This is a genomic window from Halococcus dombrowskii (assembly GCF_022870485.1).
In the GTDB taxonomy this organism is placed as follows: domain Archaea; phylum Halobacteriota; class Halobacteria; order Halobacteriales; family Halococcaceae; genus Halococcus; species Halococcus morrhuae.
The window spans coordinates 2506115-2527201 of the sequence record NZ_CP095005.1; the positions used below are offsets into that span (position 1 = coordinate 2506115).

Sequence of the window (21087 nt, forward strand, 5' to 3'; positions counted from 1 at the left end):
TAGCGTGGGTAGCAGTAATCGTTAGGACAGGTGAGCCGCCACGTCGGCTTCGGTGATGATACCGAGCATCTGTCCGCTCTCGACGACGATGACGGCGTCGTGGTGGTCGAGATGTGTATCGACCGTATCGAGCGTCGCTTCCGGAGCCACGGTCGTGATCGACTCGCGCATCACGTCCGCGACGGGGAGTTCGGCCGCGTTCTCGGAGGACGCTCGCCGGACGTCACCGTTCGAGATGACCCCCACCGGATAGCCGTCGTGGACCACCGGCAGCTGCGAATAGCCCTCCTCACCCATCCGATCGATCGCCTCCCGAACGCTGTCGTCGGGCGCGATGGCGATCACCGACGTGTGCATCAGATCGTGCGCACGCCGAATCCCACCCTCGGCAGCGTCGAGCGACGTCACGATACGCCGCAGCGTCGACAGCCGCGGATCGACGTCGCCGCTCTCGATGCGCGCGATGAGCGGCTGTGAGACCTCGGCGCGGTCGGCGAGCGCACTCTGTGTGAGTCCGACGCGATTCCGATGCTCGCGCAGATCCTCCGGCGTCGGCAGCTCCATGCACGCTGATAACCGTGGGTAATCAAAAGGATTGCGGACCCCACCTTTTTAGACGGCGTCCTCGGCTCGCTCACTTCGTTCGCTCGCCTCAAACCCCGTCCAAAAATCTGGACCAAAAACTCCCGCTCACTCGGCCTGCGGCCTCGTTCGCGGCGAACCACGCTCACTGCCACGGTTCACTCCGTTCACCGTTCGCTTCCGAGGTTCTCCCTCTGGTCGAACCTCGCTTCGTTCGCGCGGACACGATTCCTACCGCGACCGCTCCGCAGGACCGCACAGCACCGCAGAAGCCCTCAACTGTTCGCTTCGCTCACAGTCTCGCACTTCATCCGCCAGGAGAGCAGCTCTCCTGAGCCTCGGCTCGTTTCACTCGCCGAGACGCCAGGAACCACAACCGCACCGCCACTGTTCCGCAACCGCAGCCACAATCGCTACAGCGACCGCTCGGCAGTTGCGACCGGCAAAAAGCTGTGGCCTCAGAGAAGCTGCTCGATGTCGTCGTGCTCTTCGATCTCGACGCCGTCCTCGGTGATCTCGGAGATGATGATGCCGTTGCCGCTAGCGGTATCGCGCTCGACGGCGCTTTTGACTGCGCGCGCGGCGACGGTTATGGCCTCGTCGTTGCTCAGACCGTCCTCGTACTGCTGTTCGAGCACACCATAGGCGAACGGCGAGCCGGAGCCGGTCGCGTCATACTCTTCTTCCATGACGCTGCCAGCGGGGTCGATGCTGTAGATGTGAGACCCCTCCTCGTCGACGCCGCCGAGGATCGGCTGGACGATGTAGAAGGCACCACTGCGCAGGAAGTTCGAGGTGAGCGTCGAGAGCGCCTGCATGCTCATCTCCTCGCCACGACGGGCCTCGTAGAGATCGACCTCCGCCTGGAGGTTGCTGATGAGCGCCTGTGCCGCGCTCACCGCCCCCGAGATCGTGAGCGCACCACGGGGGTGGATCTCGGCGATCTTCTTGGCGCGCTTGCTTGCGACGAGGTTGCCCGCGCTCGCCCGACGATCGGTGGCGAGCACGACGCCGTCGGTGGTCGTGATCCCGACGGTCGTCGTCCCGGTCTTGGTGATCTCGGCGTCGTCCATGTCGGGACTCGGCAGCGAGCCAAGCTCCGGACCGTAGATGTCGTCGGTCGCCTGTCGCCCGGGTTGCTCCAACTCCGGACCGTCTGGTAGGTCAGGCATTGCTCCGTGTACTCGCCGGATGCTTAAAAGACCAGTCCTTCAGAACTCCTACTCCTCGCTCGCGCGCTCGTACGCCTCGCCGAGACGCTCGACGAGCCGGCCGATCGGCAGCGAGAGGCCGGCGCGTTCGGCGGCCAGCGCGAGCGGGAACGTGACGATACCCAACAGCAGCACAGTCTGATACGCGGCGAACAGGGACGCGCGGTGCAGTCGTGCTTTCATGTCCTCGACGAGGGGTACTCGACCGAGTATATAACTGTATCGCACCAGAATCGTGAACGACAAACGAACACACACCGCCGCAGTCGTGCGATTAAACCGTATTTGAGTCGGATGCAACTCGGAGCGCGAACGCGCCGATAGAGGGCGGGGCGATCGACGACCCAGAACGTTCGTCGGCATAACCTATCGATGAGTTCGCGTTCACGTGCGCGGGAAACCACAAGGTACGACACGTTGGGGACCCAGCGTAACGCATGGCAGATTATCTCGTTGCGATGGAGGCGGCGTGGTTGGTCCGTGACGTCGAAAGCATCGACGACGCCATCGGCGTCGCGGTCAGCGAGGCCGGCAAGCGACTGAACGACGAGGACAAGTCCTACGTCGAGGTCGACGTCGGCGCGACCGGCTGTCCGGCCTGTGGCGAACCGTTCGACTCGGCGTTCGTCGCCGCGGGCACGGCACTCGTGGGTCTGGTACTCGAAATCGAGGTGTTCAACGCCGACGGCCGCGAACACGCCCAGCGCATCGCCAAAAGCGAGGTCGGCGGCGCGCTCAGAGACGTGCCCCTCGATATCGTCGAGGTCATCGAACACGACGTCGAAGACGAAGAGAACTAACCGATATACCGGAGGTCGTCGTCGGTGGCCTGCTGGCCCTGTTCCATCTGTTGGATCTTCTGGACGACCTCCTCCATCTCGTCGGCACGCTCTTCGAGCGACTCGAAGCCGACCTCGAAGCCGACGAGTTCCTCGAGGACTTCGAGTACTGCCCGCGCGCTCTTGGGATCGACGAGATAGCCACTGGTTTCGCCCATCAGACACGCCGCCGGCAGGTCGCGGCGCTCGCCCAGCCCGAGCAGCAGGCCGGAGACGCCGACGATCCCACCGGCGGGTTCGCCCTCGCGGAACTCCACGCCGTCGGCTTCGAGCTCCTCGGCGAGATCGTCGGTCGTCGCGGCTCCGATGACGCCGTACTCGTCGATCAACTCGCCCGTCGGCACGCCGCCGAGCGCGAACACCCGCTCGGCCCCGTGATCGGTCGCGAGGTCGAGGAAGAGATCCGTCATCCGGTAGTGGCCGGCGGCGTCCTGGGCCTGATGATCGCCGGTGAGCACGAGCAGATCCCGCCCATCGGCCTCGATGGCGTGAAGCTCGGCCGACGCGAGTTTCGCACGACCGTCCTCGATGTTCACCTGCGGCGGGAAGTGTTCCGAATAGACCCGTGCGACGAGCTCGCTGTCGAGCTCCTCCAGAAGGTGTTCGGCGACGAGCTTGCCGACGTGACCCACGCCGGGCAACCCTTCGACGAGCACCGGATCGGTCAGCGCCGGCTCCGCGAGCGTCTCGACGTCGAATTCGTCCATGGCTCAATCCGCGTCGCGGCGCTTAAGAGCGCGTCGGTACTCGCCATATGGGTCCTCAGGGTTGTAGGGCGCTGGCGCGCTGTTGACCGCCGGACCGCCGCAGTCGGGACAGGTAGCACTGAGGGTGTAGATCGGTCGGTCGTGGGTCGACTCCCACGCTTCACAGAGACGAATAGCCGCCTTCATCGCGACGGGTTACTCGTCGTCGCTACGGCGTTCGCGGTGGAACTCGGCGGTGCCACCGTGATCGCCGATGTTGGCCGCCGCGCGGTCGGCGCTGGCTTCGAGCTCCCGCTCGGCGATCTTGTAATCGGGTGCCTGCACGCGGATGCGATACTCGGGCGAGCCGACGTAGGTGACGTCGAGGTCGACCTCCTCGGGGAGATCGCCGTTGCCCTCGGCGGCGTGGAGCGCGTCACGGATGACGTCGACGCCGGCGCTATCGGGACTTTCCAGATCGACGTAGCCAGAGACCGTCACGTACGGCACCGAGACGTTCTCGCGGGCGGTCTGGACGATGGCGTCGATCTCCTCGTCCGAGAGATCGGTGTCGGTGAGCGCCTCCGTGCCGTGGATGGCGGCCTCCTCGAACCCGTCGTACAGCGAGCCGAACGCAGCGAGGAACTCGTTGGCCACGGTGGCGTACTGCTCGTCGGAGATCTCCTCGCCGAAGGCGATCGTCATCCAGTTGTCGGCCTTCTGTTCGGATTTCCACTCGCGGACTTTCTCCGAGCGCTGGTGATCGTTGACGTCCTTGAGCGAGAGATCGATCTGCTGGGAGCCCTCGTCGACGTCGAGCACCTTGGCGACCACAGTTTGACCGACGCTCACGTGATCGCGGACGTTCTTGATCCAGCCCGAGGCGACCTCGGAGATGTGGACGAGCCCGCGTTTGTCCTCGTATTCGGAGAGATCGACGAACACGCCGAAGTCGGCGATCTCGTCGACCTTTCCGACCACCAGTTCGCTCGGATCCGGCCAGCCGCTGTATTTCATTGGGCCTCTGATTCACCCGCAATGGTGTCGGTCCGTTCGCGGCGCTCGACGGTGTCGAGGACTTCGCCCTCGAAGACGGCCTTGCCGCTCGTGGGCGTGGCGAGCGTCGTCCCACAGACCGCACACGGGACCGTGCTCGCGGCCTTGCCGAAGACGGCCTGTTCGTTCTCGCAATCCGGACAGCGGACGGTGTAGAAGTTCCCGGGCATGATTACTCCTGAAATTCGACGCGGCCGGCACGCCAGCCCTCGCGCAGGTGGGCGTTGCCGCACTCGCCACAGCGGTATTTGAGGTTCGTCTTCTTCGTGGGTTTGTCCCCACCCGGCACCTTCGAGAACTTGCCGGCGTTGCCGATGACCGACGTGCCCCGCTCGCGCTGTCGATCGATCCACTTCATCCCGGTCTCGCGACCGCTGCGAACCTTCTCGACCTCGTGTTCGTGATGTTCGTGACAGTTCGGACAGTACGTGTTGAACCGGCGTGGTATCTGCATAGCTACTGCGCGTCGATAACGGGCGGGCGGATAAAACCCGTTTGGTCTGGCGGGCGGTCGAACGTGCGGCCGTCGCATCCGCAGGAAATCGTTCGCGGCCGTCCGAAGCGCTTAGGTTCGTGTCGGCTGACGTTCAGCCATGAAGCGGCTCATCATCCACGGCGACCCCGACGTCCGGAAAGGGGGTATCATCGAACACGACGGCGAGGAGCTCGTCTGTTTCGGCATCAGCAAGCAGGGCGAGTGGCACGGCCCCGACCGCCCGCAGCTGTGGTGTACCGTCGGCACGGAAGACGAGACCGAAGCCTACGAGCGCCGCCAGTTCATCCCGATGCATCTCGACGTCGAGGCCGTCGACGCCGAATCCGTCGAGGTGCTCCAGCGCAAGGGCGAACTCACCATCTGAGCGCGCGCCCGTGAACCAAGCGTGAGAGGGACGAACCGCCGGACGACCGTTCTGTCGGTGCTCGTCGTCGCCACGCTCGTCCTCTCGGCCGGCTGTATCGGTCTCAGCGAGCGCTCGCTGCCCGACGGCCTCGCCGGCTACGCGGGCGATCCCGACAACCCCTACGGCGACCGAAACATCACCGTGGCCGTCACGGCCACCGACTCCGAGCGATCGTTCGCGCCGCTGGTCGCCGACGCCGCCGACTACTGGGAGACACGGGGCGAGCGCTATCTGAACTACTCGGTGAACGTCACGTTCGTCGCGAACGAGAGCGATCCCGACATCCGTGTGTCGTTCGTACCGCGGATCGACCGCTGTGGCGAGGTCGAGAGCGCCGCCGGCTGCGCGCCCGAGATCACGTCGCCGTCACAGACCGGCGAGACGGTCGGGGTGCGCGCGCTCGACAACCTCTCGGCGAACTCGACGGTGCGCGTGCTCGAACACGAGTTCGGTCACGCGCTCGGACTCGGCCACGGCGACCCGCCGCGCGAGCTGATGGCGACGCACACGACGCTGACGAGCCTGCCGAAACCGAACGCCAGCGAGCGCGCGCTCGCGTGGAACGATTCGACCCTCTCCGTCTTCGTCACCGACGACGTCTCGGCGGCCGAGCGCGAGGGGATCGATCACGCGCTCGACTACTACGACCGCGGTGCGGAGGGCCACGTCCCGAAAAACGTCTCCTTTCGCGTCGTCTCTCGCTTCGAGAACGCCGACGTCGTGATCCGTCCCGCCGAGCGCTCGCCCTGTGGCCCCGGCGCGGGCTCGTGTGGCTCGGTCTTCGGTAGCGACAGCGACGGCGACGGCGCGCTCGAAACGTACACGCGCCTGGAGATCGTCTACAGCGGTCTCGATGCCGACGCCGTCGGCTGGCACGTCGCGCGCTGGCTCGCGCTCGGCTTCGGCATCGAAAACGAATCGGCCTACCCGCCGGTGCTGCGCGAAACGACGGGTCACGACGAGCGTCGGGGCGACTGGTGGCGCTAGCTACCGCAACGAGCCCCACTCGCGCCGCCGAACCGAGTAGCTCCCGCACTCCGGACAGACCTGCCAGCGTTCGTCGAAGCCCGAAGCACAGTCGCGGCAGACGTATTCGGTCGCCTCGCCGTCCTCCCGTCCGATGTACCGGTTGAGTCGATCGAAATAGCTCATCCGCAGGCCACTCCCGTTCGACCATCGGCCACAAGCGGTAAATACTTTGTCTGATTCGTCACATCACTTGTCCAATTGATATAGATCGTCATTCCCTCGTCATCGAGCCGTTCGTGGCCGTTATCGTGGCTTCCCACTCCCCGCTCCCTACACCCTCTTTCTTTCCCCCGTCACCACTCACACGAGGCAGCCGCGATGGCTACCCGCGCCAGTCACGGACGTGTTTCGATTCGTCGACGTGGACGGCGTCCTTGTTCGTCTTCCGAATCCAGGACGCGAACTTCTGCATCTCCTCGCTTTCCTTGAGGTCGGCGACGGTGTTGAACCGCTGTTTCAGTTCGTGGTTGGTGAAGACGGCGTGGATCTGGCGGTGGCAGGGATCACAGATCCTGGCGACCGGGCTTTCCTTGCGGTTCTGCGGCGTCAGATGGTGTCGCGTCGTCTCGACGGAGCGCTCGCTCTTGACCCTTCGGCGAAGGGGAACGAACTCAGTCGAGAAACGCCGGCGACGTCAGTTTCTCGTCGCGTTCGTGTTCGAGATGGTCGCCGAACGCCTCGATCGAGACCCCGTCGCGCTCGCGCTCGGCACGGTCGCGGACCGACACCGTGCCGTCCGCCTCCTCGGTGTCGCCGACGATGAGCATGTACGGCACCCGGTCGTCGTGGCCCGCACGGATCTTGCGCCCGACCGTCCACGAGCGCGTCTCGACTTCGGTACGGAAGCCATCGAGTTCGTCGGCGATCGACTGCGCGTAGGCGATGTTGTCGTCGCTCACCGGGAGGATTCGGACCTGTTCGGGCGCGAGCCAGAGCGGGAAGTCGCCGCCGAAGTGCTCGATGAGCACCATGAAGAAGCGCTCGTAGCTGCCGTAGAGCGCGCGGTGGATCATCACCGGGCGGTGCTCCTCGTTGTCCTCGCCGGCGTAGCTCAGGTCGAGGCGCTCGGGCATGTTGAAGTCGAGCTGCACGGTCGGCCCGTCCCAGACCCGGCCGAGCGCGTCCTCGAAGGCGAAATCGATCTTCGGGCCGTAGAACGCGCCGTCGCCCTCTTCGATGCCGTACTCGTACCCACCCTCGTCGAGAACGGTGCGGAGCTGGGATTCGGCCTGTTCCCAAAGCTCGTCGCTGCCGACGGATTTCTCCGGTCGTGTCGCGAGAACGAGCTCGGTCTCCAGGCCGATCGTCTCCATCACCTCGAAGACGGTGTTCATTATCGTCTCGATCTCGGTCGCGATCTGGTCGGGTCGGACGAACAGGTGGCCGTCGTCGATCGTGAACGACCACGTTCGCGAGAGCCCCGAGAGTTCGCCGTGCTGTTCCTTGCGGTAGACCTTCCCGTCCTCGAAGTATCGCACGGGCAGATCGCGGTAGCTCCAGGAGTGCTGATCGAAGATCGTCGCGTGGCCCGGGCAGTTCATCGGCTTCAGGCCGTACTCCTCGTCGTCCACATCGAGCAGGAACATGTCGTCGACGTAGTTCTCGTAGTGGCCCGACTGCTTCCAGAGCTCGGTCCGAAAGAGATGTGGCGTCTCGACGGGTTCGTAGCCGGCGTCGAGGTTGAGCGAGCGTGCGTAGTCCGAGAGTTCGTCGAGTACGCGCTTGCCGTTCGGGTGGTAGAGCGGCAGCCCCGGCCCCGTCGTCTCGTCGATCGAAAACAGGTCCATCTCCTGACCGATCTTGCGATGATCACGCTCCTTGGCCTGCTCGCGCCGTTCGAGGAACTCCGCCAACCCGTCTTCAGTCGGGAACGCCGTCCCGTACACCCGCGTGAGCGTCTCGTTGTCCTCGTCGCCGCGCCAGTACGCCGCCGAGGTTTCGAGCAGCGAGAAACCGCCGATCTCGCCCGTCGACTCGACGTGTGGGCCCTGGCAGAGATCGAAGAAGTCGCCCTGCTCGTAGAAGCTCACGGGATCCTCGCCGGCGGCCTCGGTTTCGAGGATCTCGCTCTTGAACGGGTTGTCGTCGTAGAGTTCGATCGCCTCCGCGCGCGGGCGCTCGACGCGCTCGATGGGGAGATCGGCCGCGATGATCTCCTCGGCTTCGGCCTCGATCGCGTCCAGGTCGTCCTCGTCGAGATCGACGTTCGCGATGTCGTAGTAGAAGCCGTCGTCGGTCCACGGGCCGATGGTGAGTTCGGCCTCGGGATGGAGACGGCCGAGCGCCTGCGCGAAGACGTGTGCCGCCGAGTGGCGGAGCACGTCGAGATACTCGTCGGACTGGTCGGTGACGATTTCGAGATCGATATCCGTCTCGATCGGTTCGGCGGCGGCGACGAGATCGCCATCGACCACGCCCGCGACCGTATCGCGGCCGAGTCCGGGGCCGATCTCGTGGGCCACGTCCTCGACCGTCGAGCCACGCTCGACCTGCAGTTCGGAGCCGTCCGGCAGCGTCACGACGACATCGCTCATGGCACCGATAGGTTCCACGCGGGGGATAAGCCTGTTGAGACGGTGCCTCCCTCGCAGCGCCTCAGACCGCTTGCCCGGAGAGGCGCAACAGCTGTGCGGCGCGGTCGGCCTTGGCGAGGAACACCTCTCGAAGGGTGGGCGGCGTCTCGATGCGGGTCTCGGCGAGCAGCGATTCGGGCACCCAGAGCGTGTCCTGGGGCACGCCGCTGTCGCCGTCGACGGCGAAGTGGCTCGTTTCGAGCTTCATCACCAGCGGCAGATCGGTCCGTTCGATCCCCTCGCCGGCGGCGTACAGCTGCTCGTTGAGCCGCTCGTGAGTGGCACGCTGGATGAACGCGCCCGCAGCCTTGTCGGGAGTGGGTTCGATGGAGAGCCGGCCGACGTAGTAGCCGCGCGAGAACCGTTCGAACATGCTATGTGTATCACTACCACACACCCAGGGATAAGCGTTTCCGCGGCCTCAGTCGTGCCCCCAATCGGAGATGCCGAGCACGACATCGCACTCGGGACAGGTCCAGACCTTCGGCGTGCTCGCGGCGCTGGCCTGCTGGAGTCGCTCCGTCCAGGTGCTGATATCGGTCTCACAGTGTGGGCAACGAGCCATGTCTTGTCGTACCACAGGAAACCACTTGTAGTTTCGGGCGGCCCAGCCGATGGATACAGTCGTCCGAGGCACGAACGGCCAGCGCGCTTTTACTGCTCGACCCCCGAACGACAGTCAGTGAATACGAACGCCGTCGCGGTCGTTCTCGCTTCGATACTGTTCTGTGGACTCGTGGGCGTCGGTGTCGGGCCACAGCTCGGAGCGACCGAAACGACCACTCACACCGCGACCGAGGACGTTGGCCGCGACGTCTCGGTGTTCATGCAGCGCGGCGTCGCCACGGCCAACGGCTCGGTCGATTCGGGCATGTGGGTTGCAGCCTTCGAGACCGCCGAGAACCAATCACGCAGGGAGGCGCTCGTCGCCAAGCGCGCGGCGACACTCAGCGTGCGCCTCGACAGGCTTGCGACACGTATCGAGGCGTTCCGGACGCAAGCGAACGGCTCCGCCAGTCACCGAGCCCGGAGAGGGCGCCTCACCGCCGATCACGACGCCCTCAGTACCGCCATCAGCGAGGCGAAGACGACCGCGACGAGCGAGGGCGTAAACGCATCGTCGCTCGACCGGCTCGGCCAGCGCGTCGAGAACCTCTCGGCGGTTCCGACGGCGAGCAACGGGAGCGCGCAAACCCCCGGACGAACCCCCGGAACGGTGGACACACGAACGAACGATCGGACCGACCGCTAAGACAACGTTTTACGCCTCGGGCACTAACCGTAAGTGAATGGATTCCGCGGCGCTGCTCGACCTTCTCGGCAACGAGAACCGCCGACGCATCCTCCGATTACTCGCCCAGCGGCCGTTCTACGTCACCGAGATCAGCGACTCGCTCGGCGTGAGCCCGAAGGCCGTCATCGACCACCTCCGGAAGCTGGAGGAGGCGGGGTTGGTCGAGAGCCACGTCGACGACGGCCGTCGGAAATACTTCCGCATCGCGCGCAACCTCAGACTGGAGGTGAACGTCTCGCCGTACGAGTTCGGTGCCAAAAGCGCCTATCCGGCGAGCTCGAGCCTCGATCTCACGACCTGTCGGTACGTCTCCATCGACGTCTCGCGGACGGAAACGAGCGATCTCGCCGAACTCGCCGCCGATCTCCGTCGGTTCGAACAGTTGGAGGACGAGCTCTCGCTGGCCCAGCGCTGGGTCCAAGGCCGGCTGGCGGCGCTGCATGACACGCTCACCGACCGCCTCCAGGACCGACTGAACAGCGACGGGATCGCCGACCACGGCGACGCGCGCTTCTGTGCGGAGGTGCTCGGTGCCATCGAGACCGGCACCGATACCGCCGACGCGATCGCCGAACGGCTGGGCGTCCCGCTGGCGATCGTCGAGGACGCGCTCGATCTGCTGGCGTCGAACGATCTCATCCAGTGTGAGGACGGACAGTGGACCGTCGAATGACGGATCGATGGGAAGAACCTCAGGTAGAGGAGTAGCTGCGTACAGGAGGCCAATTCATAAAACCGTCACTAGGATTTATTACAGAAGGAACGGTAGTTCTGTTATGGGGAGCAAACGTATTGCTGTACTTGCTGGGGTTATTGGAGTCATCAGTGCGGTCATCAAGATTGTACCGGGGATTCTTCTAGGTAGCCTGTTCGAGCAGGGGCTACCGGGCTGGCTACCCACGTTCGGAACGATTGGAGGGACAGCAACACTGTACAACTATGGGATAGATGTCATCGGAGCGCTGCTGATGGTAGTCCTCGCGATCGGATTCGGTTATTCCGTGAGCCGACAACTCGATCTCAGCAACGAGTATCGGCAGTTCTGTGGTGCAGTCGTCGCCGGAACGACGGTTCCGTTCATTGTGCTATGGACAGTAGGGTTTGGAGCCTTCCTTCTCGGAAATTTCAGCGCTTTCACTGTTCTTGTGACGACCGCGATGGCTTTGCGCCTATTTGCTACCGTCTCACTGCCTGTTATCGTCAGTGTATTCGCTGGTGCAGCGTTCGGTCACTTCTCAAGGGGTGAATCCTCGCCGCCTGAGCCAGACGAAATGAATACTGACGCGATATCTACGACGAGCTAAATCAACTCTCCGTTGTACTAGCGACGAACAGTCCGTCCGTCGTGAGGGCGGACAGTGGACCGTCGAATGACGAATCGGTGGTGAGAGTCTGCAAGCAGGAGACTGGCGGTTATCGAGAGCCATCAGTTCTCCCGATCCAATCGATGGATCCGATTCCGCAACCGCTATGCGCCCTGGTTCGCATGCCTCTATGATGGTCTCAGCGTGGCTGTACCTCGTCGTTGCAGCGGTCTTCGAAACCGGCTGGGCGCTCGGCCTCGAACTCTCGGACGGCTTCACGAAACTCGTCCCCAGCGTCGCGACGGTGATTTCGATGGCCATCAGCGTCGTGTTGCTGGCCAGAGCCGTACAGTCGCTCCCGATCGGAACGGCCTACGCCGTCTGGACGGGCATTGGAGCCGCCCTGACAGCCATTCTGGGCGTCGTTTTGTTCGACGAGGCCTCGAGCATCGCCCGCTTCGGGTTCATCGGTCTCATCGTCGCTGGCGTCGTCGGACTGGAGGTTACGGGCCATTGAGGCTGTCCCACAGCCACGATGGAGCCAGCCGGTTTGCACGTGGGAAGTGAATTACTCGCGAATCTTACGAAAGATGGTCACTGGTGTCGAAGATGTGTTCGATCCACCGACGGCGAACGGTCTCGTCGATCGCGCGGCCGGACACTAGATTGAGTAACCCGCTTTCGGTAGCAGCTGGGCACTATTTCATACGAATTATATATTTGAATGCGTAAGACTCAGTAATGAGCAGTTTGCTTTCGAGGATCGGCTGGGCAGGAGTCGGGCTCATGACTGCAGGAATGGTTCCGTTCATTCTCGAAACTCCCGCGGCTGCTGTCGCAGTATCGCTGCTCGCCCTCGGCTCGTTCTACATTGCAGTAAAGGGGTCGGATCTTCAGGTGATTCCGTAGAAGCCGTGAGGGAGATGATTGCAGCCGAGGGACGATTTACAGTTCGCGCGTCAGCCCGTCGCGTAGATCGCGCCCGAAGTAGTGCCCGACGAGTCCGGCGAGCAGTCCGACGCCGGCAGCGACCGCGATGACCGGAGCCCCGACTCCGCCGATCGTCAGTGCGAAGTAATCGAGCAGCGTGCCGAGGGCGGGCACGAGCGCACCCGCCAGGCCAGCTTCGACGTAGTGGCGGCGCTCGCTCGCCGCGCCGAGTGCAAAGGTTGCGAGAAAGACGCCGACGTATCTGAGTATCGCGCCGAGGATCGGCACGAGGCCACCGAGAGCGACGCCGACGGCGGTGAGCGCGAGCGCGACGACGAACGTTCGCACCGAGAAGACGTCGCCCGCTCGCTCGCGCAGCGTCGGCCCGTCGCTCGCCGTCGCCGGTTCGTCGTCGACCGCCTCGGCCGTGGTCTCGACCTCCGCGAGCAGCTCGTCGGTGTCGCGGGTCGTCGTTTGTTCGCCGGCGCGGTCGGCCATACGGGAACGTGTGCCCCGAACGACATGGACCTTTCCCTGTCGATCGGTTCGATCGTGACCCCTCAGTCGCCGAGCGCGGTCAGTTCGTCGACGTCGGGGATGGCATCGCTCGCGGCGGTGATCTGTTGCATGCGCTGGCCGTGTTTGCTGGTGGCGTATTCGACGAGTTCGTTCGGCTCGATCCCCGGTTCGTCGCTCTCGTAGTCGGGGATCGACGCCTGCACCAGCGGGAGCAACTCGCCGACGGTGTCCTCGATGACCGACGCATCGACCCGTTCGCTCTCGACGAGCTCCTTGAGTTTCGCCATGCCGAAGCCGACGTGGCGGCCCTCGTCGCTGCGAATCGAGGTGAGCCCCTCGACGAGCCCCGGCAGATGCGGCACGTCGGGATAGCTGTCGGTGTCGAACTGGCGGGTAAGTCCGTAGTAGCCAGTTTGAGCGAGGATTCCCTCGACGGTCATGTGGTAATGTGAGTACGCCTTCGCACGGTTTTCCGGCGTGTCGTCGTCGAGCAGCCGTGCCATCGCACGCTCGTTGCGTTCGAACAGTTCGTCGTATTCGTCGGAGAACCACCGTTCGTCAGCCGGTGAGCTGCGCTCCGCACCGCGGTCGTCCTCGGCCGGATGAATGACCTCGCGCCAGTATCGATCGAAGAAGTCCGCGTGTTTTGCTTCCTCGTAGAGTTGGGTCGTAATGAACAGCTGATCCTCGAAATCGTCGAGGACGACCGACAGCGGCGCGAGGTCCTCGGCGACGGCGTCCTCGCCAGCGCCGAACAGCGCGAGCGCGCGCTTGAGCCCCTCGAAACCGACCTCGTCGAGATCGGCCAACGCCTCGCGATCGACCGCGAGATCGATCTCGTGGGGATCCCAGTGTTTCTCGACGGCGTGACGGTAGTAGCGGTACGTTCGTGCGTCGGTATCGATCTGCATCGACGGTTCGGTCCCCGACATCTCGTGCGGGCTACGCACCACCGGCCCATGAAGCCCCTGCCAGCTCGACGGGGATATTTATATATCGGCATGCGGTTCAGCGGTGCGATCGACGGAAGGACGAATTGAAGTCCGCGAGGGCGGTAGTCGTGGTATGAATCCGGGCGATCGCGTCCGTCTCACGCGCGAGGGACGGACCCACGAGGGCGTTCTCATGCCCGCCACGACCGCGGAGCGCGCCGTGCTCAAACTCGACGGCGGCTACAACGTCGGTATCGACAGAGAGGGGGCCGAGTTGGAGGTCGTCGAGACGGGCGTCCACGACGTCGGCGGTGCGGACGCGAGCGAGTCCTCACAGGTGGCGTTCGACGAGGAACTGCCGACGATCGCGCTCGTTTCGACCGGCGGCACGATCGCTTCCACCGTGGATTATCGGACGGGAGCCGTGACGGCGCGGTTCGACGCCGAGGACGTGCTCCAGGCGGTGCCCGACCTCGCGGGGCGGGCGAACTACCGCGGACGGGTCGTGGCGAACATCCTCTCGGAGAACATGACGCCCGATGTCTGGCAGGAGCTGGCCCAGGCGGTCCACGAGGAGATCGAGCAGGGTGCCGACGGCGTGGTCGTGATGCACGGTACGGACACGATGCAGTTCTCGGCGAGCGCGCTCGCGTTCATGCTCGATACGCCGGTGCCGGTGGTGTTCACGGGGAGCCAGCGCTCGGCCGATCGACCCTCCTCGGACAACGTGATGAACGCCGTCTGTGCGGTCGAGGCGGCCAAGAGTGACTGCGCCGAGGTCATGGTCTGCATGCACGCGAGCGATTCCGACGGCCGATGTGCGCTCCACCGGGGGACCCAGGTACGGAAGAACCACACCTCGCGCCGCGACGCCTTCGAGACCATCGGCGGGACACCGCTCGGTCACGTCGACTACGGGAACGGGGAGATAAAATTCCACGAGGAGCATCGCGAGCGCGACGCAGCCGACCTCGCCCTCGCGTCGGCACTCGAAACCGACGTCGAGCTGGTGAAGTTCACGCCCGGCACGAGCGAGCGATTTCTCGATGTTGCCGAGGGTAGTGCTGGACTCGTTCTCGAAGGCACGGGGCTGGGCCATGTCCACACCGACTGGATACCGCGGATCGAGGAGCTGATCGACGGGGGGACGACGGTCGTGATGACGAGCCAGTGTCTTTCGGGGCGGGTCTGCGATCGGGTCTACGACACCGGTCGTGACCTGCTCGATGCGGGTGTGATCGAGGCCGAGGACACCCTGCCCGGCACCGCGAAGGTGAAACTGATGTGGGCGCTGGCGAACGAGGACGACGTCGCCGGGGCGATGAGCACGTCGCTGGCCGGCGAGTGCACCGAGCGGTCGGTGCCCGCCGAGAGCCTCGTCGACGGAGGTCGTATGCAGTGAGTACGGGTATTCACATCCGCCAGGCTCGCCGGGAGGATTACGAGGCGGTCGTGGAGTTCACCCGCGGGACGTGGGCCGATCGCGAGGCGAGTGATTACATCCCGGGCGTCTATCACGAGTGGGTCGCGAGCGACGGCGATCGCCAGCGGACGTTCGTCGCCGACGCCGGCGACGACATCGCGGGCATCTGTCAGGGCGTGCTGCTCTCCGGCCACGAGGCGTGGGCCCAGGGGATGCGCGTCAACCCCGACTACCGCGGCGCAGGTCTCAGCACGAAACTGAACGACGCGTTGTTCGCGTGGGCGCGCGAGCACGGGGCGAGCCTCTGCCGGAACATGGTCTTCTCGTGGAACGTGGCCGGGCTAGGCGGGTCGCGCGCCGCCGGGTTCGACCCACGGACGGAGTTCCGCTGGGCGCATCCCGAGCCCGAATCAGAGTCGAATCGCAGCAGCGGCGGGAAATCGGGCTACGACGTCGTCGACGCACCCGACGATGCCTGGGGCTACTGGCAGCGCTCGGCGGCACGGGACGCTCTGGACGGCCTCGTACTCGACGAGGACGAGTCGTGGGCCGTCTCGGAGCTCACCCGCGAGCGTTTGCGTCGGGCGGCCGACGAAACGCGTGTGTTCGCCGTCCAGGGGGCCGATGGCATCCAGGGGATGGCCCACCGGGTGCGCGACTACGAGCGCGAGCAGGACGGCGAACGCGAACACTGGGCCGAGTACGGCGTCGGTGCATGGGACGATCTCGACGCCGCACGGGCGCTGTTCGATGCGATCAGCGCTGATGCCGCCGAATTGGATGCCGACCGCACGCGAGTGCTGATCCCCGAGACGCCACGGCACGTCTCGGACGCTGCGGCCGCCCGCGTCGCGGTGAGTGGCGAGCCGGATTTCGTGCTCGAAGCCGATCTCTCCTGAAGCCGCCACGTCAGTATGCTTGCAAAAATGCCGCGAGCGAGCCGCAGGCGAGCGAGCAGCCCCTCGATTTGCCTGGCGTCTCGGCGAGCGACGCGAGCTGAGGCTCAGGAGAGCTTGCTCTCCTGGTGGATGAAGGGCGAGGGGCGTCAGGTGCGAACGGAGTGAGCACCGCGACTGCGAGCGGGGAGCGCAGCGACTCGCGAGCACGCGAGTGAAACGAGCGCCCGAGGGCTTCGGCGGTGCGGAGGCGGAGAGTGGTAGCATCCGCGCGAGCGCAGCGAGCGCGGTTCGCCGTGAGTGACCGAGCGTAGCGAGGGAACGAGCGGGAGTTTTTAGTCCAGGTTTTTGCGACGAGTGGTCGGCGAACGAAGTGAGCCGACCCGAGGAGTAAAAAAGTGGAGGTCTAATAGTACCAGGGAGCGTCCTCGAACTCGGGATCGCGGCCGTCCATGAACGCTTCGCGTCCTTCTTGTGCCTCGTCGGTCATGTAGGCCAGGCGGGTGGCTTCGCCGGCGAAGACCTGCTGGCCGACCATGCCGTCGTCGGTGGCGTTGAAGCCGTATTTGAGCATGCGAATGGCCGTCGGCGATTTGCCGTTGATCCGGTCAGCCCACTCCAGAGCCGTGGCTTCGAGCTCGTCGTGCGGGACCGCCTCGTTGACCATGCCCATTTCAGCAGCCTCGTCGGCGTCGTAGGTCTTCCCGAGGAAGAACACCTCGCGAGCCTTCTTCTGGCCGATCTGTTTGGCGAGGTAGGCGGAGCCGAAGCCGCCGTCGAAGCTCGCGACGTCGGGATCGGTCTGGAGGAACTTCGCGTGGTCTTGGCTGGCGATGGTGAGATCGCAGACGACGTGGAGGGAGTGGCCGCCGCCGACCGCCCAGCCGGGGACGACCGCGACGACGGGTTTCGGGAGGTGGCGGATCGCACGCTGGACTTCGAGGATGTGGAGCCGGCCGGTGTTTTCGCTGTCACCCTCGTCGCCGTCGTACTCGTAGCCGGAGCCGCCACGGACCGACTGATCGCCGCCCGAGCAGAAGGCCCAGCCGTCGTCTTTCGGTGAGGGGCCGTTGCCGGTCAGCAGCACGCAGCCGACGTCGGTCTGGCGTTTGGCATGGTCGAGCGCCGTCGCGAGCTCGTCGACGGTTTTGGGGCGAAAGGCGTTACGTACCGCGGGGCGATCGAAGGCGATGCGGACGGCTCCCGAATCGGTAGCCCGGTGATAGGTGATGTCCGCGAAGTCGAACCGATCGATCGAGCGCCAACGGTCGGGATCGAACAGTGCCGAAACCATACTCACACTGTGCCCGGATGAGCGAAAAACCTTGGTAGTCGGGCGGTGGCGGCGGTAACGTTACGTGAGCGGCCGTGTCGCTCGTGGCGCATCGTCATCGCCGGCGTCGTTCGGCAACGCTCGTTTGTGTGGCACATATGCGCACTGGCAAGCCCAGAGATTAAGTGTCCGACTCCGTGTTATCTCAGCGCCACAGCGATGCAGCACTTGATGCACTCAAGCGACTCAGAGAACCGTCCATCCAGCGCACGGGCGCTGTCGAGACGGATCGGGGAGGATAGAACGTGACCACACGACGCGACTTTCTCAAATACGGGGGCGCGACAGCCGCGACAGCCGGCATGGGTGCGACAGCGGGCTGTACGGCCGTTCTCGGTGCCGACACCGATGCCGTGACGGTGAGTTCACAGCGGTTCCCGGAGGGGGTCCTGTTGAGCTACATGGCCATCGAATCGCTCCGGAAGAACACCGACCTCTCCGTGGTCGACGAGACCTCCCTCGGTGGGGACCCGATGAACTTCCGGGCGGTCAGAAGCGACGAGACCGATCTGTTCTGGCTGTACACCGGGACGGCGTGGGCGCTCTTCCCGCCGAAACGGGACAAGATCATCTCAAAACCGAGGAAACTCTACCGGAAGGTCAAGCAGTCGATGCAGCGCAACTACGGACTGACGATGCTGAATCCGGCCCCGTTCAACAACACCTACGCCCTCATCGCCGAACCGAAATGGATGGAGAAAACGGGCGTGAAAACCATCAGCGATTTCGCAAAATACGTCAAGAACAACCAGCTGAGCGGGCCGGTCGTGCTCGGCATATCGTTCTCCCAACGCGATGATGGCTGGCCGGGAATGGTCAAACGGTACGGGTTCGAGAAGGCCGCCTCGAGTCTCGACACCCGTACCGCCAGCTCGTCGCTCACCTACCAGATAATCAATAGTACACAGGCTACGATCGGGATGGGGTTCACCACGAACCCACAGCTCCGCCAGTACGACCTGAAGGTTCTCGAAGACGACAAGAGCTTCTTCCCGACGTACAACCCGGCACCGATCACCAACGACATCGTCGAACGGAAACCCCAGATCCGCGAACCGCTGAACGCCATCGGGCCGACGCTGACCTACGAGAAGATCGTTCGGCTCAACAAGAAGGTGCAGATCGAAAAGAAAGACCCCCAGAAGGTCGCGCGGCAGTATCTTCGCTCGGAGGGGTTGATATGAGCGGCATCGTTTCGTTTTTCGATTCGCTCGTCCAGTTCACGGCCGACAACAGTGATCGTCTGTTGCGGCTGTTCGGCGAGCACATCGTCCTCGCGATCGAGACGCTGGTGATCGCGTTGCCGATCGCGATCGTCCTCGGTATCGCCATCAGCTACAACGAGCGCGCGGCGACGGTCGTGCTCTGGATCGCCAGCGTGTTGCTCACGATCCCCTCGATCGCCTTCTTCGGGATGCTCGTCCCCATCTTGGGTATCGGGACGCCGCCGGTGATCGTCGCGTTGGTGGCGTACTCACAGCTGCCGGTCATCAGAAACACCTACCTCGGCGTCACGGGGGTCGACCCCGCCGCCGTCGAAGCCGGCACGGGCCTCGGGATGACCCGGTTCGAACGCCTCTGGCGCGTCCGCCTCCCTGTAGCCTTGCCCGTGGTGATGGCCGGCGTCAGAAACGCGGTCGTCTTGCTGGTGGGGCTTGCGGCCATCGGCGCGTTCATCGGCGGCCCCGGACTCGGCTTTTTCATCTTCTACGGCATCAATCAGGGCAACACGGCGATGATCGTCGTCGCCACGGTGGCAGTCTCGGTGCTCGCGCTGGCGTTCGATTACCTGTTTGCCGTGACCGAACGTGGTCTCCGCCTGCGTAACGGCGAGGACCTCGAACCGACCTACACGACGCGGCTGTTCGACGCGATCCGCACCCAGTTCCAATGATTCAGTTCGACAACGTTCACAAACAGTACAGCGATGGCACGCAAGCGGTCAACGGTCTCAGCTTCGAGGTCGAGGAAGGGACGACCACGGTCCTCGTGGGTCCCTCCGGCTGCGGGAAGACGACGACGATGCAGCTGGTCAACCGCCTCGAAGAGCCGACCGAGGGGACGGTCTACTACGACGGGACCGACATCCAAGAGCTGCCGGCGACCGAACTCCGCCGGCAGATCGGCTACGTCATCCAGGATATCGGACTGTTCGACCACATGACGATCGCCGAGAACGTCGCCACGGTGCCCGAGCTCAAGGGCTGGGACGACGATCGCACCGACGAACGGGTGGACGAACTGCTCGATCTGATGGGGCTGCCGCCGGAGGAGTATCGGGAGAGCTATCCGGGCGAGCTCTCGGGCGGCCAACAGCAGCGCGTCGGCGTCGCCCGCGCGCTCGCGGCCGGTCCCGACGTAATGTTGATGGACGAGCCGTTCGGCGCGCTCGACCCCATCACCCGCGAGAACCTCCAGGACGAGTTCCTCGATATCCAGGAGGAGATCGAGACGACGATCATCTTCGTCACCCACGACATCAACGAGGCGTTGAAGATGGGCGACAAGATCGCCATGATGAACGACGGCGAGCTCGTCCAGTACGACACGCCGGCGGCGATGCTCGAAACGCCGGCGACGAAGTTCGTCGAGGACTTCATCGGGCCGGATCGTACGCTGAAACAGCTGCGCGTGCTTCAGGTCAGCGAGATCATGCGGACGGAGGTGCCCGACGAACACCGCGACGTCGTCGATGCGTTCGACCCCGCCGACACCGTGATGGCCGACGGCGGCGAGCTCATCCCGGTCACGCCGACCGATAGCGCACAGGTCGCGCTCTCGCGGTGTATCCAGGCCGGCGTGCGGGCGCTCCCGGTCGTCGAGGACGCCACGGTCATCGGCGTCGTCACCGAGGAGGACATCAGGGGCTATCACGCCAGCGAGATCGAGGCGGCGAGCGAATGAGCGATCTCATCAGCCTGCTCGCGGAGACGTGGGCGTATCTGCTGGCGAACTCGGCTCGGTTCTTCGAGCTGCTGCGCGAGCATCTCACGCTCGTGTTCGTCTCGGAGGCGCTCGCGATCATCGTCGCCGTCCCCCTGGGAATCGCCGCGACGCGCAACGATCGGGTGAACTCGATCGTCTCCGGGTTCGGTAACGTCGCCCAGACGGTGCCGACGCTCGCGGTCATCGCGCTCGCCTTCCCGATACTCGGACTGGGCTTTCTCCCCTCGGTCGTCGGTCTGTTCGCCTACTCGCTGTTGCCGATTCTCACGAACACGATCGCGGGCATCGAGAGCGTCAGCGACAGTACCGTCGACGCCGCCCGCGGGATGGGGATGACCGACTGGGAGATCCTCCGGAAGGTCCGCCTGCCGCTCGCCCTCCCCGTGATCTTCGCCGGCATCCGCACGAGCGTCGTGCTCAACGTCGGCTCGGCCTATCTCGCCTTCTTCATCGGCGGCGGCGGGCTCGGCGTCTGGGTCATCGGCGGCATCAAACTGTTCAGCACCACGCAGCTGCTCGCGGGTGCGATCCCGGGCGCGCTGCTGGCGATCACGCTCGACGGACTGCTCGGGCTGGCTCAACGGCGACTCGGTACCGAGACGGCGAGTGACCGGACCGCCGCGGCGGCCTGA

General features: G+C 64.6%; 29 protein-coding genes. 14 read left to right on the forward strand and 15 right to left on the reverse strand.

Features of this window, described 5'->3' with window-relative positions; translation table 11 throughout:
- Positions 1-21: 21 nt before the first annotated feature.
- The 3 genes from MUK72_RS13020 to MUK72_RS13030 all read right to left on the reverse strand — a co-directional run bounded on the left by MUK72_RS13020 (position 22) and on the right by MUK72_RS13030 (position 1976).
- Positions 22-564 carry a CBS domain-containing protein gene (locus MUK72_RS13020; protein WP_244701637.1) on the reverse strand — a complete coding sequence of 181 codons (543 nt, stop codon included), beginning with the start codon at positions 562-564 and terminating at the stop codon, positions 22-24.
- A 476-nt stretch (positions 565-1040) separates the two neighbouring features.
- Positions 1041-1754 (reverse strand): archaeal proteasome endopeptidase complex subunit beta, encoded by a 714-nt coding sequence (gene psmB / locus MUK72_RS13025; RefSeq protein WP_244701652.1) that lies wholly within the window; start codon positions 1752-1754, stop codon positions 1041-1043.
- Positions 1755-1802: 48 nt separating this feature from the next.
- Entirely contained in the window at positions 1803-1976 is a 174-nt protein-coding gene (locus tag MUK72_RS13030) for a hypothetical protein (protein WP_004055595.1), read from the reverse strand.
- A 254-nt stretch (positions 1977-2230) separates the two neighbouring features.
- Between MUK72_RS13030 and MUK72_RS13035 the strand changes: the two genes are divergently transcribed.
- A complete protein-coding gene (locus tag MUK72_RS13035) occupies positions 2231-2593 on the forward strand; it encodes a DUF555 domain-containing protein (protein ID WP_004055597.1) in 363 nt (120 codons plus the stop codon).
- Here MUK72_RS13035 and MUK72_RS13040 read toward each other — a convergent pair.
- Genes MUK72_RS13040 through MUK72_RS13060 form a run of 5 tightly spaced genes read right to left on the reverse strand, consistent with a single transcriptional unit; the run spans position 2590 to position 4828 of the window.
- Positions 2590-3339 carry a proteasome assembly chaperone family protein gene (locus MUK72_RS13040; protein WP_244701656.1) on the reverse strand — a complete coding sequence of 250 codons (750 nt, stop codon included), beginning with the start codon at positions 3337-3339 and terminating at the stop codon, positions 2590-2592. The genes MUK72_RS13035 and MUK72_RS13040 overlap by 4 nt on opposite strands.
- Before the next feature lie 3 nt (positions 3340-3342).
- Complete coding sequence (locus MUK72_RS13045) at positions 3343-3525, reverse strand: RNA-protein complex protein Nop10 (RefSeq protein WP_004055616.1); 183 nt, start codon at positions 3523-3525, stop codon at positions 3343-3345.
- A 9-nt stretch (positions 3526-3534) separates the two neighbouring features.
- Positions 3535-4335: a translation initiation factor IF-2 subunit alpha gene (locus tag MUK72_RS13050; RefSeq protein WP_004055618.1), complete on the reverse strand. Its 801-nt coding sequence runs from the start codon at positions 4333-4335 to the stop codon at positions 3535-3537.
- Complete coding sequence (locus MUK72_RS13055; RefSeq protein ID WP_244701659.1) at positions 4332-4544, reverse strand: 30S ribosomal protein S27e; 213 nt, start codon at positions 4542-4544, stop codon at positions 4332-4334. The genes MUK72_RS13050 and MUK72_RS13055 overlap by 4 nt, the downstream gene beginning before the upstream one ends.
- A 2-nt stretch (positions 4545-4546) precedes the next feature.
- Complete coding sequence (locus MUK72_RS13060; protein WP_004055622.1) at positions 4547-4828, reverse strand: 50S ribosomal protein L44e; 282 nt, start codon at positions 4826-4828, stop codon at positions 4547-4549.
- Between the two features lie 139 nt (positions 4829-4967).
- Here MUK72_RS13060 and MUK72_RS13065 point away from each other — a divergent pair, with 139 nt between their 5' ends.
- A complete protein-coding gene (locus MUK72_RS13065; RefSeq protein WP_004055624.1) occupies positions 4968-5234 on the forward strand; it encodes an HAH_0734 family protein in 267 nt (88 codons plus the stop codon).
- 21 nt (positions 5235-5255) lie between these two features.
- Positions 5256-6263: a matrixin family metalloprotease gene (locus MUK72_RS13070; protein WP_244701662.1), complete on the forward strand. Its 1008-nt coding sequence runs from the start codon at positions 5256-5258 to the stop codon at positions 6261-6263.
- Here the strand turns inward: MUK72_RS13070 and MUK72_RS13075 are convergent, their stop codons facing one another.
- From MUK72_RS13075 to MUK72_RS13090, 4 genes are all read right to left on the reverse strand, one after another.
- Positions 6264-6428 (reverse strand): FmdB family zinc ribbon protein, encoded by a 165-nt coding sequence (locus MUK72_RS13075; RefSeq protein WP_004055628.1) that lies wholly within the window; start codon positions 6426-6428, stop codon positions 6264-6266.
- A 488-nt stretch (positions 6429-6916) separates the two neighbouring features.
- Positions 6917-8839 (reverse strand): threonine--tRNA ligase, encoded by a 1923-nt coding sequence (gene thrS / locus MUK72_RS13080; RefSeq protein WP_244701665.1) that lies wholly within the window; start codon positions 8837-8839, stop codon positions 6917-6919.
- 61 nt (positions 8840-8900) lie between these two features.
- Positions 8901-9251 carry a DUF5802 family protein gene (locus MUK72_RS13085; RefSeq protein WP_244701668.1) on the reverse strand — a complete coding sequence of 117 codons (351 nt, stop codon included), beginning with the start codon at positions 9249-9251 and terminating at the stop codon, positions 8901-8903.
- 48 nt (positions 9252-9299) lie between these two features.
- On the reverse strand, positions 9300-9443 hold the full coding sequence (locus tag MUK72_RS13090) for a hypothetical protein (RefSeq protein ID WP_169316353.1): 144 nt from the start codon (positions 9441-9443) through the stop codon (positions 9300-9302).
- 117 nt (positions 9444-9560) lie between these two features.
- Here MUK72_RS13090 and MUK72_RS13095 point away from each other — a divergent pair, with 117 nt between their 5' ends.
- The 5 genes from MUK72_RS13095 to MUK72_RS13115 all read left to right on the forward strand — a co-directional run bounded on the left by MUK72_RS13095 (position 9561) and on the right by MUK72_RS13115 (position 12385).
- The gene (locus MUK72_RS13095) at positions 9561-10130 is read left to right on the forward strand and encodes a hypothetical protein (RefSeq protein WP_244701671.1); all 570 of its coding nucleotides are present in this window, start codon (positions 9561-9563) and stop codon (positions 10128-10130) included.
- Between the two features lie 37 nt (positions 10131-10167).
- Positions 10168-10845, forward strand: coding sequence for an ArsR/SmtB family transcription factor (locus tag MUK72_RS13100; RefSeq protein ID WP_244701674.1), 678 nt, complete (start codon positions 10168-10170; stop codon positions 10843-10845).
- Between the two features lie 103 nt (positions 10846-10948).
- Positions 10949-11476: a hypothetical protein gene (locus MUK72_RS13105; RefSeq protein WP_244701676.1), complete on the forward strand. Its 528-nt coding sequence runs from the start codon at positions 10949-10951 to the stop codon at positions 11474-11476.
- Between the two features lie 193 nt (positions 11477-11669).
- On the forward strand, positions 11670-11993 hold the full coding sequence (locus MUK72_RS13110) for a DMT family transporter (RefSeq protein WP_049916355.1): 324 nt from the start codon (positions 11670-11672) through the stop codon (positions 11991-11993).
- Between the two features lie 224 nt (positions 11994-12217).
- Positions 12218-12385, forward strand: a complete 168-nt coding sequence (locus MUK72_RS13115; RefSeq protein ID WP_244701679.1) for a hypothetical protein — start codon at positions 12218-12220, stop codon at positions 12383-12385.
- A 36-nt stretch (positions 12386-12421) separates the two neighbouring features.
- Here the strand turns inward: MUK72_RS13115 and MUK72_RS13120 are convergent, their stop codons facing one another.
- Positions 12422-12904: a hypothetical protein gene (locus MUK72_RS13120; RefSeq protein ID WP_244701682.1), complete on the reverse strand. Its 483-nt coding sequence runs from the start codon at positions 12902-12904 to the stop codon at positions 12422-12424.
- Between the two features lie 62 nt (positions 12905-12966).
- Entirely contained in the window at positions 12967-13857 is an 891-nt protein-coding gene (locus tag MUK72_RS13125; RefSeq protein WP_244701685.1) for a ribonucleotide-diphosphate reductase subunit beta, read from the reverse strand.
- 133 nt (positions 13858-13990) lie between these two features.
- Between MUK72_RS13125 and gatD the strand changes: the two genes are divergently transcribed.
- Both gatD and MUK72_RS13135 read left to right on the forward strand, forming a co-directional pair.
- A complete protein-coding gene (gene gatD / locus MUK72_RS13130; RefSeq protein WP_244701701.1) occupies positions 13991-15259 on the forward strand; it encodes a Glu-tRNA(Gln) amidotransferase subunit GatD in 1269 nt (422 codons plus the stop codon).
- Positions 15256-16179, forward strand: coding sequence for a GNAT family N-acetyltransferase (locus tag MUK72_RS13135; protein ID WP_244701704.1), 924 nt, complete (start codon positions 15256-15258; stop codon positions 16177-16179). Before gatD ends, MUK72_RS13135 begins: the two co-directional genes overlap by 4 nt.
- 403 nt (positions 16180-16582) lie before the next feature.
- On the opposite strand, the gene MUK72_RS13140 is transcribed toward MUK72_RS13135, so the two are convergent.
- Entirely contained in the window at positions 16583-17470 is an 888-nt protein-coding gene (locus tag MUK72_RS13140; RefSeq protein WP_244701706.1) for a 1,4-dihydroxy-2-naphthoyl-CoA synthase, read from the reverse strand.
- A 284-nt stretch (positions 17471-17754) separates the two neighbouring features.
- Between MUK72_RS13140 and MUK72_RS13145 the strand changes: the two genes are divergently transcribed.
- The 4 genes from MUK72_RS13145 to MUK72_RS13160 are packed head-to-tail and all read left to right on the forward strand — an operon-like array spanning position 17755 to position 21087.
- Positions 17755-18693, forward strand: coding sequence for a glycine betaine ABC transporter substrate-binding protein (locus MUK72_RS13145; protein WP_244701709.1), 939 nt, complete (start codon positions 17755-17757; stop codon positions 18691-18693).
- Entirely contained in the window at positions 18690-19403 is a 714-nt protein-coding gene (locus MUK72_RS13150) for an ABC transporter permease (protein ID WP_004055672.1), read from the forward strand. The genes MUK72_RS13145 and MUK72_RS13150 overlap by 4 nt, the downstream gene beginning before the upstream one ends.
- Positions 19400-20413 carry an ABC transporter ATP-binding protein gene (locus MUK72_RS13155; RefSeq protein WP_244701712.1) on the forward strand — a complete coding sequence of 338 codons (1014 nt, stop codon included), beginning with the start codon at positions 19400-19402 and terminating at the stop codon, positions 20411-20413. The genes MUK72_RS13150 and MUK72_RS13155 overlap by 4 nt, the downstream gene beginning before the upstream one ends.
- Positions 20410-21087 (forward strand): ABC transporter permease, encoded by a 678-nt coding sequence (locus MUK72_RS13160; RefSeq protein ID WP_004055676.1) that lies wholly within the window; start codon positions 20410-20412, stop codon positions 21085-21087. The genes MUK72_RS13155 and MUK72_RS13160 overlap by 4 nt, the downstream gene beginning before the upstream one ends.

Bases quoted from the DNA above. Each gene is read 5' to 3' on its own strand.
- MUK72_RS13035 (WP_004055597.1), top strand. From the start codon at position 2,231: ATGGCAGATTATCTCGTTGCGATGGAGGCGGCGTGGTTGGTCCGTGAC.
- MUK72_RS13140 (WP_244701706.1), bottom strand. From the start codon at position 17,470: ATGGTTTCGGCACTGTTCGATCCCGACCGTTGGCGCTCGATCGATCGG.
- MUK72_RS13040 (WP_244701656.1), bottom strand. From the start codon at position 3,339: ATGGACGAATTCGACGTCGAGACGCTCGCGGAGCCGGCGCTGACCGAT.
- MUK72_RS13120 (WP_244701682.1), bottom strand. From the start codon at position 12,904: ATGGCCGACCGCGCCGGCGAACAAACGACGACCCGCGACACCGACGAG.
- MUK72_RS13100 (WP_244701674.1), top strand. From the start codon at position 10,168: ATGGATTCCGCGGCGCTGCTCGACCTTCTCGGCAACGAGAACCGCCGA.
- MUK72_RS13045 (WP_004055616.1), bottom strand. From the start codon at position 3,525: ATGAAGGCGGCTATTCGTCTCTGTGAAGCGTGGGAGTCGACCCACGAC.
- MUK72_RS13065 (WP_004055624.1), top strand. From the start codon at position 4,968: ATGAAGCGGCTCATCATCCACGGCGACCCCGACGTCCGGAAAGGGGGT.
- thrS (WP_244701665.1), bottom strand. From the start codon at position 8,839: ATGAGCGATGTCGTCGTGACGCTGCCGGACGGCTCCGAACTGCAGGTC.
- MUK72_RS13110 (WP_049916355.1), top strand. From the start codon at position 11,670: ATGGTCTCAGCGTGGCTGTACCTCGTCGTTGCAGCGGTCTTCGAAACC.
- gatD (WP_244701701.1), top strand. From the start codon at position 13,991: ATGAATCCGGGCGATCGCGTCCGTCTCACGCGCGAGGGACGGACCCAC.
- MUK72_RS13125 (WP_244701685.1), bottom strand. From the start codon at position 13,857: ATGTCGGGGACCGAACCGTCGATGCAGATCGATACCGACGCACGAACG.
- MUK72_RS13105 (WP_244701676.1), top strand. From the start codon at position 10,949: ATGGGGAGCAAACGTATTGCTGTACTTGCTGGGGTTATTGGAGTCATC.
- MUK72_RS13060 (WP_004055622.1), bottom strand. From the start codon at position 4,828: ATGCAGATACCACGCCGGTTCAACACGTACTGTCCGAACTGTCACGAA.
- MUK72_RS13055 (WP_244701659.1), bottom strand. From the start codon at position 4,544: ATGCCCGGGAACTTCTACACCGTCCGCTGTCCGGATTGCGAGAACGAA.
- MUK72_RS13150 (WP_004055672.1), top strand. From the start codon at position 18,690: ATGAGCGGCATCGTTTCGTTTTTCGATTCGCTCGTCCAGTTCACGGCC.
- psmB (WP_244701652.1), bottom strand. From the start codon at position 1,754: ATGCCTGACCTACCAGACGGTCCGGAGTTGGAGCAACCCGGGCGACAG.
- MUK72_RS13075 (WP_004055628.1), bottom strand. From the start codon at position 6,428: ATGAGCTATTTCGATCGACTCAACCGGTACATCGGACGGGAGGACGGC.
- MUK72_RS13160 (WP_004055676.1), top strand. From the start codon at position 20,410: ATGAGCGATCTCATCAGCCTGCTCGCGGAGACGTGGGCGTATCTGCTG.
- MUK72_RS13030 (WP_004055595.1), bottom strand. From the start codon at position 1,976: ATGAAAGCACGACTGCACCGCGCGTCCCTGTTCGCCGCGTATCAGACT.
- MUK72_RS13090 (WP_169316353.1), bottom strand. From the start codon at position 9,443: ATGGCTCGTTGCCCACACTGTGAGACCGATATCAGCACCTGGACGGAG.
- MUK72_RS13115 (WP_244701679.1), top strand. From the start codon at position 12,218: ATGAGCAGTTTGCTTTCGAGGATCGGCTGGGCAGGAGTCGGGCTCATG.
- MUK72_RS13020 (WP_244701637.1), bottom strand. From the start codon at position 564: ATGGAGCTGCCGACGCCGGAGGATCTGCGCGAGCATCGGAATCGCGTC.
- MUK72_RS13050 (WP_004055618.1), bottom strand. From the start codon at position 4,335: ATGAAATACAGCGGCTGGCCGGATCCGAGCGAACTGGTGGTCGGAAAG.
- MUK72_RS13085 (WP_244701668.1), bottom strand. From the start codon at position 9,251: ATGTTCGAACGGTTCTCGCGCGGCTACTACGTCGGCCGGCTCTCCATC.
- MUK72_RS13155 (WP_244701712.1), top strand. From the start codon at position 19,400: ATGATTCAGTTCGACAACGTTCACAAACAGTACAGCGATGGCACGCAA.